We start from the raw sequence: 14,209 nt of genomic DNA, 5'->3' as shown, positions 1-14,209 counted from the left end.
CCATACTACGCGGTATAGCTTGGCTTCCATGAAAAAAATTCTTTTTTCCCTAGCGGTCTTATCCTTACTCATAGGCTGTCAACCTCCTCTAGAGGAGAGAATCTTAGGTTTATGGGAAAGAACTTCCGTTTGCTCTGCAGACGGACAGTGTAAAAATTCAGAGCCAGGCAAGGCTGCTAAACTTTCTATCTATAGACCGGGACTTGCGATCTACCAAAATCCAGAAGATCCTGAAAACCAACGAAGAATCGAATACGAGTTTTATGAAAAAGAAACCAAGTCCAGAGAGCCTGAGCTTATATTTAGGTTTTTGAATCTTGGATTCGATATTCGTTATATCGTGAAAAAAGCGAATAAGGAAACTCTGGAACTGTTTAATCCGGATCTGAACAATACGGAAATTTATAAAAAGTTAGGCCCTGCCCCCGAATGACCTTTTTTCGGAAGAATATTTCTGCGCTACTCCTAGGTTCTATACTCCTGTTCGGAGTCGGCTTAGGATCTAAGGAAACCGAAACTTCCGACGAAAACCAGTCAATACTTGCCCCTTCTCCGGAAGGGGAGTTGCCTCTTCCTCCTCAACCAACCGACCAAAGCGAAGTTTCCAGAAGAAAATACCTGATCTTGGCTTTGAATACGGAGACCATCAATCTATTAAGATCCAATGCTTTGGCTCGCGCTCAGGCTAATATAGAACGTTTGAAAAAATTGGATCCCGACTGTTTAGAATATCATTATCTGAACGGCGCGTATTTGTATGTAATCGGAAGATATCCCCAGTCCAAAAAATCACTTTTGAAAGCGGTCGAGATCAATCCAAGTCACGATCCATCCTATTATCTTCTTGGAATGATCTTTGTAAGAAGAGGTAAATGGGAATCTTCCGTCTCCTATTTCCAAAAAGCGGTAGAACTTGCAAATTATAATCCCTTTTACAGATTGAATATGGCCCTAGCTTATTTTGAAACAGGACAATATCTAAAAGCAAAAGCAGAAGCTGAGAAAGGAATAGAACTCAAACCAAATTACAGAAACTTAAAACTGATATTATTAAAAGTGAATTTTCTTTTGGGCAACAAAGCGGACGCACTTGCTCAATGTAAGGAATTTGCAAAAGAAGGTTTTGTTCACAGAGAATTCGCTTATATCTACGCAAGACTAGCGATGGATATAGATAAAAATTTTCGCAAGGCGATCAAACTTTATAACCAGTTCCCGGATCTTCCTTTTAACGAAAAAAGATTTTTGGCCCATGCTTACTTTCATACTTCGAATTATAGGGCTTCTGCAAATGTGTATTCTGTAATTTCGGGTTCCAAGATCCTTTCAGAAGAAGATAGGATTAACTATCTCAGGTCTCTGGTCTTTATTAAGGATTACAGAAGGTTGGAATCTTTCGTGGCTTCTTGGATGTTGGAAGAACCCGAAAAAAAATTAAAGATCCAAGAAGCTTTGGATACAGCGGAACTTCTGAGAGAAAACGATTCGAAAGTATATCATATGCTTCCTTCTCGTTCCCCGTACAATAACTGATTATTCGGCCACTTCTTCTTTTTTAGTAGGAAAGCGAAGAATATAATAGATTACGCATATACCGATCACAGCCATTCCGATCCTAACTTGCAGGATCGGTGCAAATATTGCGCTGACAGTCATAGTGATCACAATCGTAGAGACAGAGATGATCTTTGCTTTCAGGGGAATCGCTTTGTGGATCCTCCAATCACGTATAAAACTTCCGAAATATTTATTGTTCATCAGCCAGTTATAGAACTTTTGAGAGGCTCTTGCATAACAAGCTGCTGTTAGAAGTAAGAATGGAGTAGTGGGCAGAACTGGCGTAAAGATCCCAATAATTCCCAGAATTAGGGATATGGTCCCTATTATGATCAACAAATAACGAACGAATCCATATCTATGAAGTTTTACTTCGTGGCTATAATCCTTTTGTTCGGCCAATGGAATGCTCCTAATAAAAAAAGGGAGGCCATAGCCTCCCTTTTGCAAGAATCATTTCCGCTATTTTTCGGAAAATTCTTCTTAGATATCCTTAAGTGCAGTCACGATTTCTTGGGTGGCTTTTTTACCATCTTGGAAATACATTAGACAGTTTTCTTGGATGAAGAGTGGGTTAGGAACTCCTGCAAATCCCGGGCTTAAAGAACGTTTGATCACGATAATGGTTTTTGCTTTGTCCACATCTAGGATCGGCATTCCAGCGATAGGAGAACCCGGATCTGTTTTTGCCAGAGGGTTTACCACGTCGTTTGCACCGTTGATAATTACTACGTCTACAGTGTTAAAAGTAGGATTGATCTCGTCCATTTCCTTCATTTTGTCGTAAGGAATATCAGCTTCTGCTAATAGAACGTTCATGTGACCTGGCATCCTTCCTGCAACCGGATGGATCGCAAATTCAACTTCGATACCTCTATCGGTTAATTGGTTGTAAAGTTCTCGAACCGCGTGCTGTGCTTGAGCAACTGCCATTCCGTAACCTGGAACGATAACCACTCTTTGAGCCATATCCAGTAACATTGCCACTTCTTCTGCGGAAGTAGATTTTGTTTTTCCGGCATAGATGTCCCCGGAATCAGCGGAAGAAGTAGCTGCTCCAATTCCACCGAAAAGAACGTTCGGAAGAGAACGGTTCATTGCCTTACACATGATCTGAGTAAGAAGGATACCGGAAGCTCCTACAAGAGATCCTGAGATGATCAATACGTTGTTTCCTAAAACGAATCCGGTAGCGGAAGCTGCAAGTCCGGAATAAGAGTTAAGAAGAGCAATTACCACAGGCATATCCGCTCCACCGATAGGAATTACTAACAGAACTCCGAGGACAGAAGCTACTAATACGATGTACCAGTACCAATCAATCTTAGTAGGCTCGGTTACGTTCAAATAACCTAAGTAAAGCGCACCGATCAAAAATAGGATTTTTACGATCTGGTCTCCGAAGTAACGAACCGCTTTTTCAGAGATCAGACCTTGCAGTTTTCCGAAAGCGATCAAACTTCCTGTAAGAGTCACTGCTCCGATAATACCGGTTGCTGCAGTAGAGATGGTAAATTGAAGATCTGCAAGTTGTTTAGTATCATGACCTGGTTGTAGGATCTCCATCAAGGAGTTTCCACCGACTAAGAAGGAAGCAAGTCCTCCGAGTCCGTTCAGAAGCGCCACGAGCTGAGGCATTCCGGTCATTTCTACTTTAAGAGCGATAAAAGTTCCGATTGCAGTTCCTACTAGGAGTCCAGCACCGATAATGATGATATCGTTTTGGGTAATGGTTCCGTATTCGAAGAATACACCTACAATAGCTAGGAACATACCGAGTGCTCCGGTGAAGTTTCCTTTTACTGCAGTTTTAGGATGAGAAAGTAACTTTAATCCAATGATAAAAAGGATACTTGAAACAAGATAAATGAGGTTGATATACGCTTTTTCCATTTATGGTTTAATCCTTTTTCTTGAACATTCCCAACATGCGGTGAGTTACTACAAACCCTCCGATCACGTTGACGGTTGCCGCAACAATTGCAAGAAATCCTAATACTTGAATAATCCAATGATTTGTAGTATGAAGAGTCAGAATTGCTCCGATGACTGTGATCCCTGAAATGGCATTAGAGCCTGACATAAGAGGGGTATGTAAAAGAGGAGGAATACGGTTGATGACCTCGATTCCTACGAACACTGCGATTAAAAATATCGTCAGGTAGCTTACGAACTGTTCCATATTAGCTTCCTATGGACGGCGTCAGGAGAAAATTCCTCAAAACCGATGCCTTAAAATCTGTTCGTTCACTTTTCCGGGACGCCTGCTTCCTGAAAACCCTTTTTTCGAAGCAAGCAGGAGTCGCATTTTCCGCAGGGTTTGCCTCCGACGGGATCATAGCAAGAATGAGTCATGGAAAATGGAACACCTAATTTAGAGCCCAATAACACGATCTCTTTTTTGTCTAAGAACTGCAAAGGCGTGCAGATCTCAAGAGGATGACCTTCTGATCCTGTTTTGGTCCCTAGACGGATCGCGTCCGAATACGCTTTGATAAATTCAGGTCTGCAATCCGGATAACCGGAATAATCCAAAGCATTCACACCAATATAGAGTCTTTGGGCTCCGATACCTTCTGCCAAAGAAACTCCGAAAGATAAAAACAAAATATTCCTTCCGGGAACATAAGTGTTTGGGATCTCGGAATGCCCCAGAGAATTTTTCGGGACCTTGATCTTCCTTTCTGTAAGAGAAGAACCTTGGAAAAATTCAGGATTCAATTTTTGGATGAGATGAGGCATATCTAAAAGTTTTGCGATCTTTTTAGCTGATTTCAGTTCTTGTTTGTGTTTTTGATTATAATCGAAGGAAAGAGCGATAGGAGAGTAACCATCTTGGATGGCTTGGTACAAACAAGTAGTGGAGTCCAAGCCGCCTGAGAAAAGAACGACTGCTTTCGGATTTTTAGAATGAGATTTTGTTCGAACGCTGTTCGACTTAGAGGGCGAACTCATCTTTTATTTCTCGGATGGTCCGCTATAAACGCAGGCACTAGTGCAGGTTTCGTTTAATGTGATCTTGTATAAAAGGGGAAGTTGAGGTTTTAGTTTTTTCCACAACCAGATGCTGATATTCTCGCTGGTTGGATTTTCTAAATCCTCTATTTCATTCAGAAGATAATGATCCAGATAGTTTTCGAGCAAAGGTTTTACAACCTTACTAACTTCTGCGAAGTCCATCAACCAACCAGTTTTTTCGTCCACCTTACCTTTGAGATGTAATTTGAATCGAAAGCTATGCCCGTGCATCCTTCTGCACTTATGACCTTCCGGAACATTCGGAAGGAAATGAGCGGCATCGAAACGAAATTCTTTGGTAAGTTCTATTTCTTCCATTTAGATGTTGGACGAATGGTTGATTCTGAAAAATGAAAGCCCGGTTTCGGAGTACCGATCCGGGAATACATGGACCGACTATCGAAGTCGGTCTTAAGAAGGCTCAGTAGCGATTACTTTTTAACCAGTTCTTTCAGGATTTCCTGTTTTTTTTGGTCCTTCTGAAATTCGTTTAATACCAGCCATTCACGTTTAATCTGTTTCTCGTTAATACCTTTTGCTTCCGCGTATTTTTTGAGAAGTTTAGCTGTTTTTTGGTTCATACCAACCAAAATCCGGGTCGTTTCCGGGCTGTCAAGTAGAGAAGGTTTGTTCTAAAAGTGCCGAATTAAAATGAGTTCCAGCTTATCAGGTCAAAATGAAATACAATTATGTCCTAGATGCTTCCGATCGGGGAGGGGAAAGTTTACGTTCGTAAAGAGCCGATAAGGGATAGATTTCTTCAACCAAAAGCTGAATATCGTAAGTATTGATAATTTTCAACCCTAGGAATCGTTAATTTAGATCTTTTGCCTCGTCATAATCAATCCAAAGAGTTAAAAAATGTTCGCAGCGGGGAAAAATGAAAAATTGGAAAATCTGGCAAAGGCTTTTATTTTTATCCGCATTTCTTTCCCTCCCTTACCCATTCATAATTTATTTTTTAGTTTCAGAGCAAAACATCCGGATCGAGTTCGCGGAAAAGGAATTATCCGGCGTTCATTTATTAAGAAGCGTAATGCGCCTTTGGAAGGATCAAAAAACCGATTGGTCCGATAGGATTGCAACTTTTGATCACGATTACAAGAATTCGGAACTGAAAGAGGGGTTAGCGTCTTCTTGGGAATCATCCAGAAAGGAATTCCCCGATAATGGAACGTCCGAATTGTCGGAAAAACAAATCTCCAATCTTTTAAAATTGAATAATCATATCGGAGATATCTCGAATCTTATATTAGATCCGGATTTGGATACGTACTACTTAATGGACATCGTACTCATACGTATCCCTATGCTTTATAAATTGCTGGAAGAGATCGAGCGACTGAATCAGGAACGGGGAACTAAATTCGAAAGTTTCCAAGTCCGTCTTGTCGCTAAATCCGGAGTCTTAACTGAGACTATTTCTGGCATGGATAGAGGGCTTTCGGTGATACTTGAATCCAGTCCGGAATATAAAGAACACCTTCAAGTTCCTTATTCGAATTTTAAGATTGGATTGGAGAAATTAAACGAGCTGATATCTAATGTAAACGATTCAAATGATTATAGGCGACTTCTATCCGAAGAATTGTATAAAAATTCCTTAAACACGGAAGAACTATACAAGGCAGCTTCCAGCTCTCTACAGGCAGGTTTAGTAAAACGAATAAGCGGTTTGAAGGTCCGCAATTATTCCATACTCGCCTTCATTTTCGTTTTGCTTTCAATCCCTGCTATTGGACTAGCGATCACTTTATCCAAAGTATCTTCCCAGATCAGGAAAGTCGTAAAAAGGATGGAAGGTATCGCTGTAGGAAAAGGGGATCTAACTCAACGATTGGATGAGAATGCCGGCGCGGAATTCGGAGAAATAGCGGTAAGTTTTAATACCTTCGTCGAAAGAATTCGATTGGTCTTAACTGATGTAATCAAAGTTACGGAAGGATTAAGGGAGATAGCCGATTTGAATATGTCCGTTTCCGATTCTTTAGAAAAAACTTCTACCGATAATTTTTCCTCGATCCAAGAGTTGAGCGCTACCACAGAAGAAATTGCGTCCTCTTCGGAATTCGTAACTGGCACGGTTGAACAAGAGATCGAAAGTTTATCTCTTCTAACTGAGAAAGCCGGTGAGCTATCGATCCTCATCGAAAAAATCTCGAACGGGATTCAAATTGTTAAAACCGCAACGGAAAGTATGAAACAAGTCGCAAACGAAAGTGAATCGGATCTAAGTTTCCTTGTAAAGACGATCGAGGGTATTTCCAACAGTTCGGACAAAATCGGAAAAATTGTGGATATTATAAATGAAATTGCGGAAAAAGTGGAATTGCTTGCGCTTAACGCATCCATAGAATCCGCAAGGGCCGGAGAAGCTGGGAGAGGGTTCGCCGTGGTCGCTTCCGAAATAACGAAATTAGCCGATCAGACTTCTCAAAGTATATTAGAAATACGGAAAATAGTGGCAAATAATTCGGAAGAGGCTAAGGCAGGCAAGGTTGCAGTGGGTACTTCTGTAAATTCCTGGAGGGTAATCACTTCCGGGGTCGATTCTATTTTTTCAGGATTGAATGAAATGATTCTTCTTCTTCCAGAGGAATTGAAAATTAAGGATAAACTGGAAGAATCTATAATTGCGATAAAAGAAAGATCGATGTCGATCAACGCGAGTACGAACGAACAAAAGAGCGCATTGCAAGAAATAGCATCCAAAGTATATCGGATCAATGAGTCAGTCGAGGAGTCGAACGGGTCGGCAAAAACTTTGAAAGCTAGGGCTTCCGAAATGAATTCGCAAACAAATAGGCTTAGGGATTTAGTCGATTCATTTAGGATCCATTGATCAGCATTCCTGGTAAGGACATTCTGCGCCTGCAGGTTCTACTTCCACGGTTGCATGAGGGATATGGAATTCTTTGGTGATATTACGGATCTTCTCCTTTAACTTCTGAGCTTGTGCGATAGAAGTTTCCTGAACACCCACATGAAGTGTGAGAACATGATAATCTCCATCCATAGACCAAAGATGAAGGTCATGAACGGAGAGAACTCCTTTCAATTTTAAGATCCGATTTTCTAATTCTTTTGTATCGATCCCTTCGGGAGAAGATTGTAAGTGTAGTAATAAGATCTTTCTTAAATTGCGGAAGGATTGGATCCCAACCCAAAGAGAGATTACGATGGATAAGACCGGGTCCACCCAAGACCAACCGAATAAGATCAAAGCGATACTGCCGAAGAATACTGCAACCCATCCAAGTACATCTTCCAGAAGATGAAGGAACGCGGTCTTTGCATTTAAGCCGGAACTATTCTTTAATTTGAATAAAGCTGCTCCGTTTACGATCACACCTAATATAGAAAGTCCTAACATTCCCCAACCGTTTGGGGAACCCGGTTCTTTCAATTTGGAAACAGCAAAGAATAAGATCCCGAAAGATCCTAAGAATAGAACAAAAGAATTTACTAATGCAGCAGAAAGGCTGAGTCTTCTGTAGCCGAATGTGAAAGTTTGGGTCCTTGGTTTTGCCGCGATCTTTTGAAAGATCCATGCAAGAGCTAGGAAACCGCTGTCTCCCAGATCATGCAGTGAGTCCGAAAGAATAGCTAAACTATCAAAAAAATATCCACCTACAAATTCGATCCCAGCAAATCCGAAGTTTAAAAGAAATGCGAAGAAGAATGCACGAGAGTTTTCGGGCATAGAAGTCGAATGAGGATCGCCGGAATGCGAGTGTCCATGATGATCATCGTGGGAGTGATGATGATGCCCGTGCATGGTTCTAAAATAAAGAATGGTTCAAAATCTTCCAGCCACTTTTTTAGAAATTGGTTGCAGGATAACGGGTTCTCTTTATCGATAAGAGCAGGTATGAGTGAAATTTCAAAAGAACAAGAGCTGGAGATCATCGCCAAAGAAGTGGCTCCCTGTGTTCGATGTAAATTGAGTACGACTCGGACCCAAACCGTTTTCGGAGAAGGGAATCCGAATGCAGAAGTCATGTTCATAGGAGAAGGTCCGGGCAAACAAGAGGACCTTACTGGCAGGCCCTTTGTAGGAAAGGCAGGAGAATTATTAACTCGAATTATAGAAAGAGGGATGGGAGTTCCGAGAGACAGTGTTTACATCGCGAACATTACTAAATGCAGACCTACTGTGGACCTAAAATTCGAAAAAGACAGACCTCCCGAAGACGACGAAGTGATTGCATGTTCTCCTTTTTTGCTTAGACAAATCTCTATCATACAACCGAAGGTGATCATAACCTTAGGAAATCCTTCCACTAGATTTATCCTGAGAACCAAAGAAGGGATTACCAAACTCAGAGGACATTGGGGAGACTTTCATGGGATCCCTGTTATGCCGACGTATCATCCTAGCTACGTAATCCGCAACGGTGGAGAGAATAGTCCCTTAAAAAGAGATGTCTGGGAAGATATAAAAAAGGTCCTGGACCGACTGGATTGGAAACGACCGGGATAAGTAATCAGAGAGTATATTTCAGGAGAATCGAATGGAAAATTCAACGACTCGCGCCAAGTTTGACGGAGACGGATGGGACCTACTTAAATTATATCTTTTTAATGCTTTAGCTACGATCAGTACCTTAGGTATTTATTCTTTTTGGGCAAGAGTAAGGGTAGAAAGATACTTAAGACAACATACTATTTTCTTAGGACAAAGATTCGATTTTCATGCTACTGGTCTGGAAAGATTTTTAGGATTTTTGAAAGCAGCTCCGATCGCGATTATATTATTTTGCGCGATTAAATTCCCTTTGAAATGGTGGGTGTTTACTGCAGAGCTTGAACCTCTCTCCAACGTAATTCCGATCTTTCTTCTCTTATACATATTAGGACCTTTTATTTTTGTGGGAAGATTAAGATTCCATTTAAGTAGGACGTCCTACAACAATATCAGATTTCATTTTGCAGGAAGAGTCCTAGAACTTGTTAAAATTTTTCTGGTTGGACTTCCTCTTATAATCGTCACTTTCGGATTTTATTCTTCTTGGTTTACGATCCGTTTGAAAAGATTCCAGATAGAGAATACATATTACGGGAACGCTGGATTTAAGTTTCATGGTACAGGAGGATCTTTATTCTGGATCCATCTGAAAGGTTTCCTTCTTATTTTGCCTACATTAGGGTTTTATGCTTCTTGGTGGCAGGCAAATGTTTATAACTATTATTGGAATCAAACCACCGTAAACGGGATCAGGTTTAAATCCGATTTAAAGGGAGAAGATATATTAGTTTATACGATTATTTCTTATGTTTCGATCCTTTTTACAATAGGCTTAGTATTTCCATGGATTGCGGTAATTTGGTATAAATTATTCTACGAAGCGATTTCCTTGGAAGTGGAACCGGATCTTACACAGATCCAGCCTGAATATGATAAGGGAGCTTCCGCATTGGCCGAAGGATTTGAAAGTTCTTTGGAGGCCTTGGCGGACATCTTTGATTAATTCCGATCCGAGACATTACGAATGAAAGATAAACTATACGATGGAAAAACCGCGATTCCTTTTCAAGGAGATCTGGTTCCGGAGAAAGACAAACTAGTATTTCTATCGGAACAGAAATCCTTTAGTTTTCAATATTCTGATATTCTAAACCTAGATCCTGTTGGAAGGGAATTCAGATTAGAGATCCGAAATCCGGAAAATCCTAGGTTTAGTTTCGTTATCGTATTCTACTCAAAGGAAAGTTATAGTTCTATCCTTGTAGGAAGAAAGTCCCAGAAGAAATTCCCATTTTTGGATATTTGGCAGAATACGAACTTCGCTCTTAAGATTGGAGCTTTAATTCTGACCGCATTTTTGGCTTTTTCTGTTTATAATACAGTACTTTCTTACGCCTATATTTTTGTCCCCACCAGTTACGATAAAAAACAATCCGAGGTAATGTCCGGATGGGTCCGAGATTATTTTTCCGAATGTTCTTCTCCCAGTTTAAAATCTACCATGAAGAAGATCAGCAAGAAGCTGAAGGACGTGGACGATCCTTTTGATTACAATATTATAGTGATCGATGACGAGGTGTTTAACGCATTCGCTATGCCTGGCGGGACCATAGTAGTTTTTACGGAACTTTTAAAAAAGACGGAAACTCCGGAAGAACTTGCAGGAGTATTGGCTCACGAGATGGCTCATATTCATAAAAGACATGGGGTTCGAAGGCAGATCAGCTCTGCCGGAAATGTTTTATTATTATCCTTAGGTATCGGTTCCGGTTTCGAGGGAGTAGACATGTTGGAAAATATGGACTCTCTGTATGAGGTCTTAAGTGTTACCATATATGACCAAAAATTTTCCAGAGAATACGAGTCCGAAGCGGACGAGGTTGCTTTAGAAAAGTTAAAAAAATCAAATTTAACCGGAGAAGGTTTCCTAACCTTTTTTAAAAGGATCCAAGAAGAATACGATGCTCCTGTAGAGGGAGAAGAAGAGCAAGAGACAGTAAAGGTCCCTGATTTTTTAAGTTCTCATCCTGCCACAGAAGACAGGATTGAATATGTAAAGAATATCATCTCTCATCCTGAATATCCTAAAGGAAAATTAGGAATATCTAATAAAGAATGGAATCGCATTCGAGAACTTTGTTCTCCAGTTAAACCTAAAAAAGAATTTAAGAACCCTTTGGGTCTGTAGGAGCTTCTACTCTCCCTTCTTCTTAGCTAACCAATCTGCTATCTTTTGATAGATATCCGAAGGAGCGGATTCATGCGCAAATAAGGAAAGGTGATCGTAGTCTATCTTTCCTCCATTGTCGCGTCCTGCTTCTAAAAACTGAGTGAATCCTCTTTTTCTGCGATATACTGGATGAATGGATTCTGACGTCGCGATATTGTCTAACTTACCGGCTACAAAAAGAGTAGGAAAATCCATTAACTCGAAATCAGCCCAAACTTTTGGATTTTCTTCGAGTGAAGGAAGATAATTCCATAATGTTTGGTAAAGATATAATGTGGTAGGATTGTCCTCATCCAAGGAGATAAATCTAGAGCAGAAACTATCCTTATTCTTGCAAGAATTGGAAAGGTCGGTGCCGAATCGTTTCTCTTTTTTCATATCATCTATGAAACTATCATTGTATTTATAATCCATTCCGGTCCCTAAAAAGAAAACCTTAGAGATTGCAGGATCTTTTTTGGATCGGATATAATGAAGAATTGCCTGGCCTCCTACAGAGACCCCGCCTAAAATATAATCCTTACGATTACTTAGGCCCTGAACCTGAGAGACAGCTTGTGGGATCAGTTTTTCTCCCACTTCTTTCAGATCTAATCCAGGATATACTTCGAAATGTAAAAGGAATACGGAGAATCCGTTCCCACTCAACACTCCGATCAGCCCGTTATAATCTCCAAGATACAAAGACTTTTTATTCACAAGGATAGGATCCAAAAGTAGGACCGGAGGATAATCAGAGCTATGTTTTAAGAAGTTGGTGAGATATACGTTAGACGCAATATTTGCGGTCTGATTTTTAAAAGTTTCTTCCGTGATCACCGCATATCGAGTGCAGGAGAAAAGCAGAAAAATGGAAAATAAGAAGAATATGATTTTATTTTTGAATTTCATTTTATGATCCGGAATTAATTTCTTTTGTTCAACCAATGGATGATCGTGGGGAATACTTCGTCATCCGCCTTCTTCCCTACCACTAAGTCAGTGTGACCATAGTCTTCCGAAAAACCTTTCCCTTTAGAAAGTACGAATAAGGTTTTATCTGTAGAACCTAACTGGTCGTAAACGTATCTGAGAGAATATGCAAATCCTAATTTGTCCCTTCTACCTGCAACGAGTAATACTGGGATCTTGATATTTCCGAAACTTTGCGAATAGATCAGTTTTCCGTCTTCAGAACGGAATTGTCCTGTCTCTACGATCTTATCCATTTGTCTTGCTTCTCTTTTGGAAACTGTAGCGATGGAATCTGTAAAGATCCCGGATACAATTTTAGGTTCTATATTCGGTGCGTGCCAAAAAATTTCTTCGAAACTTCTTTTAGGAAAGATAGGGAGCCCTGTTCCTCCTCTTACCCCTGACCAGGTTTCAGTCGGAACCGCCGGCCAAAGATTCATGAGCCAAGTAAAACTGGACCATAATTTTAGAACATCGGACGGCGGATCCATGATCGCAGGAGAACCGATCGCTACAAAGTTCGCAACTCTGCTCTCTCCTAAACTTCCGAGTCTTGCGTATTGGAGCATTCCTCCCATACTATGCCCGATCCAGTTCACCTTTTCCTTGCCGGTCGTTTTGAGAACATATTGGATCGCAGCGTCCGCATCTTGTTTTATATAATCGTCGATAGAATAATCGAAAGTTTTGTCTCCCCAGAATAAAGAAGGGGATCCTGCTTCTTGTTTTCCTCTCAACTCCAAAAGCCAAACATCGTAACCTTCTTTTTGAAGATGAGCTACTATGGACGACTTTTCGTTTATCTTAAGATAGATACGATTCGCTATGAATCCGTGACAAAGTATCACAGGAAATTTTTTATGAGAAGTTCCTTGAAGAGGAGGAAAATGTTCCAGAGTGAGATCCCAACCATCAGAGGTTTTAGGATGAAGGATCTCTCCTTTTAACGCGATATTCGCGGAACAAGAAACGATTAGCGGTACGCATACGAAGAATGCGAAAAGAAAACGAAGCATACCCGCGATCATCTTCCTTGCCGAAAAGGAATCAAGGAAAATTCAAGACCAAAAATGAAGTAAAGAACGATGTTCGTATTATCCGAGGTGGAGAAGACTTAGAAAGGAGTTCACCGACTTCTTCACTGCCGGAAAAAATCGGATCTTGTGTAGCAGCGGATTCCACCAACCTGTCGTAATACAAAAATACGTATCGTACGGAGCCGTATGATGTATTTTATGATGTTCCGGAGAAAGTATCCAACGCTTTTTTTGCATATATCGAATGAGTTTGTTCGGCTTATCTTGGTGGGCCCATTTGTGGATTTGGTTGGTAAAAAAGATCCCGACTAATACAAGGATCCAAAATGTCCTAGCCCAAGGAAAAACGCCGCTTTCTAGAGGAGCAAAAAAACAATATAGAAGAATGGGTAGAGAAACTAGACAATTATTTCCGTTAGTCTCCACGAAATCATGCCGGGTGATACCTTTGGGATCCACATGATGGTCCCGAAAAGGAAAAATAAAAGCAGGACCGATATAAGGAGTGAATTCATTCCCAAAACTATCACCCAAAAAATGAACAAAGCCGGAAAGAAAGTCCGCAGTAATATAAGCTAAGAATAAGAGAGCTACAAGTTCGGATAAGAAAATCCAGGGAGAGTCCTGTAGAATCGATAAAGATAATGTTCCGAATTCATACAGGCATAGTCCTGAAAAAACTAAGAATAAAAGTATACTTAGAACTTCCACGAGTCTATGGATCTTAAAAGGAGAAGGGAATAAAGTTCTCAGCAAGTCCATGGTTCTTGTTTATACCATAGCTCTCAGTTTGCAAAATTTTTTTTACCGGATCCTTTGCCTTGGTAAAAAAAGGATCCTTTCGAAACCGATACATAAGAGATAGATCGATTCAGAATTTAGATATTTCGGATTAACGGAATGTTCTCATATACTTGAATTTTATTTGGATTTCTAAATCCCGCT

General features: G+C 40.4%; 16 protein-coding genes. 6 read left to right on the top strand and 10 right to left on the bottom strand.

Features of this window, described 5'->3' with window-relative positions; translation table 11 throughout:
• Window positions 1-28: 28 nt before the first annotated feature.
• Both LPTSP_RS12520 and LPTSP_RS12515 read left to right on the top strand, forming a co-directional pair.
• Entirely contained in the window at window positions 29-433 is a 405-nt protein-coding gene (locus LPTSP_RS12520) for an LIC10301 family lipoprotein (RefSeq protein WP_245915562.1), read from the top strand.
• On the top strand, window positions 430-1,533 hold the full coding sequence (locus LPTSP_RS12515) for a tetratricopeptide repeat protein (protein WP_108929061.1): 1,104 nt from the start codon (window positions 430-432) through the stop codon (window positions 1,531-1,533). The genes LPTSP_RS12520 and LPTSP_RS12515 overlap by 4 nt, the downstream gene beginning before the upstream one ends.
• On the opposite strand, the gene LPTSP_RS12510 is transcribed toward LPTSP_RS12515, so the two are convergent.
• The 6 genes from LPTSP_RS12510 to LPTSP_RS19105 all read right to left on the bottom strand — a co-directional run bounded on the left by LPTSP_RS12510 (window position 1,534) and on the right by LPTSP_RS19105 (window position 5,156).
• Window positions 1,534-1,959: a YbaN family protein gene (locus LPTSP_RS12510; RefSeq protein WP_108929901.1), complete on the bottom strand. Its 426-nt coding sequence runs from the start codon at window positions 1,957-1,959 to the stop codon at window positions 1,534-1,536.
• Window positions 1,960-2,040: 81 nt separating this feature from the next.
• Window positions 2,041-3,450 (bottom strand): NAD(P)(+) transhydrogenase (Re/Si-specific) subunit beta, encoded by a 1,410-nt coding sequence (locus LPTSP_RS12505; protein WP_108929060.1) that lies wholly within the window; start codon window positions 3,448-3,450, stop codon window positions 2,041-2,043.
• Window positions 3,451-3,457: 7 nt separating this feature from the next.
• Window positions 3,458-3,739 (bottom strand): NAD(P) transhydrogenase subunit alpha part 2, encoded by a 282-nt coding sequence (locus tag LPTSP_RS12500; RefSeq protein WP_108929059.1) that lies wholly within the window; start codon window positions 3,737-3,739, stop codon window positions 3,458-3,460.
• Between the two features lie 65 nt (window positions 3,740-3,804).
• Window positions 3,805-4,512 carry a 7-cyano-7-deazaguanine synthase QueC gene (gene queC / locus LPTSP_RS12495; protein WP_108929058.1) on the bottom strand — a complete coding sequence of 236 codons (708 nt, stop codon included), beginning with the start codon at window positions 4,510-4,512 and terminating at the stop codon, window positions 3,805-3,807.
• Window positions 4,513-4,515: 3 nt separating this feature from the next.
• Entirely contained in the window at window positions 4,516-4,893 is a 378-nt protein-coding gene (queD, locus tag LPTSP_RS12490; RefSeq protein WP_108929057.1) for a 6-carboxytetrahydropterin synthase QueD, read from the bottom strand.
• 113 nt (window positions 4,894-5,006) lie between these two features.
• Complete coding sequence (locus LPTSP_RS19105; protein WP_008594055.1) at window positions 5,007-5,156, bottom strand: hypothetical protein; 150 nt, start codon at window positions 5,154-5,156, stop codon at window positions 5,007-5,009.
• Window positions 5,157-5,455: 299 nt separating this feature from the next.
• Between LPTSP_RS19105 and LPTSP_RS12485 the strand changes: the two genes are divergently transcribed.
• Complete coding sequence (locus LPTSP_RS12485; RefSeq protein WP_108929056.1) at window positions 5,456-7,417, top strand: methyl-accepting chemotaxis protein; 1,962 nt, start codon at window positions 5,456-5,458, stop codon at window positions 7,415-7,417.
• Here the strand turns inward: LPTSP_RS12485 and LPTSP_RS12480 are convergent, their stop codons facing one another.
• A complete protein-coding gene (locus tag LPTSP_RS12480; protein ID WP_108929055.1) occupies window positions 7,418-8,353 on the bottom strand; it encodes a cation diffusion facilitator family transporter in 936 nt (311 codons plus the stop codon).
• 93 nt (window positions 8,354-8,446) lie between these two features.
• Between LPTSP_RS12480 and LPTSP_RS12475 the strand changes: the two genes are divergently transcribed.
• Genes LPTSP_RS12475 through LPTSP_RS12465 form a run of 3 tightly spaced genes read left to right on the top strand, consistent with a single transcriptional unit; the run spans window position 8,447 to window position 11,231 of the window.
• Window positions 8,447-9,058: a uracil-DNA glycosylase gene (locus LPTSP_RS12475; protein ID WP_108929900.1), complete on the top strand. Its 612-nt coding sequence runs from the start codon at window positions 8,447-8,449 to the stop codon at window positions 9,056-9,058.
• Window positions 9,059-9,089: 31 nt separating this feature from the next.
• Window positions 9,090-10,046 (top strand): YjgN family protein, encoded by a 957-nt coding sequence (locus LPTSP_RS12470; RefSeq protein WP_108929054.1) that lies wholly within the window; start codon window positions 9,090-9,092, stop codon window positions 10,044-10,046.
• A gap of 21 nt (window positions 10,047-10,067) precedes the next feature.
• Window positions 10,068-11,231, top strand: coding sequence for a M48 family metallopeptidase (locus LPTSP_RS12465; protein WP_108929053.1), 1,164 nt, complete (start codon window positions 10,068-10,070; stop codon window positions 11,229-11,231).
• Between the two features lie 6 nt (window positions 11,232-11,237).
• On the opposite strand, the gene LPTSP_RS12460 is transcribed toward LPTSP_RS12465, so the two are convergent.
• The 3 genes from LPTSP_RS12460 to LPTSP_RS12450 all read right to left on the bottom strand — a co-directional run bounded on the left by LPTSP_RS12460 (window position 11,238) and on the right by LPTSP_RS12450 (window position 14,026).
• Window positions 11,238-12,164, bottom strand: coding sequence for an alpha/beta hydrolase (locus LPTSP_RS12460; RefSeq protein ID WP_108929899.1), 927 nt, complete (start codon window positions 12,162-12,164; stop codon window positions 11,238-11,240).
• 14 nt (window positions 12,165-12,178) lie between these two features.
• Window positions 12,179-13,243 carry an alpha/beta fold hydrolase gene (locus LPTSP_RS12455; protein WP_108929898.1) on the bottom strand — a complete coding sequence of 355 codons (1,065 nt, stop codon included), beginning with the start codon at window positions 13,241-13,243 and terminating at the stop codon, window positions 12,179-12,181.
• 78 nt (window positions 13,244-13,321) lie between these two features.
• Window positions 13,322-14,026 carry a fatty acid desaturase CarF family protein gene (locus LPTSP_RS12450; RefSeq protein ID WP_108929052.1) on the bottom strand — a complete coding sequence of 235 codons (705 nt, stop codon included), beginning with the start codon at window positions 14,024-14,026 and terminating at the stop codon, window positions 13,322-13,324.
• Between the last annotated feature and the right edge of the window lie 183 nt (window positions 14,027-14,209).

This window comes from Leptospira johnsonii, assembly GCF_003112675.1.
GTDB lineage: Bacteria > Spirochaetota > Leptospiria > Leptospirales > Leptospiraceae > Leptospira_B > Leptospira_B johnsonii.
The sequence above is the reverse complement of the archived record's forward strand: the minus strand, read 5'-3'. Positions and strand labels throughout refer to the sequence as shown.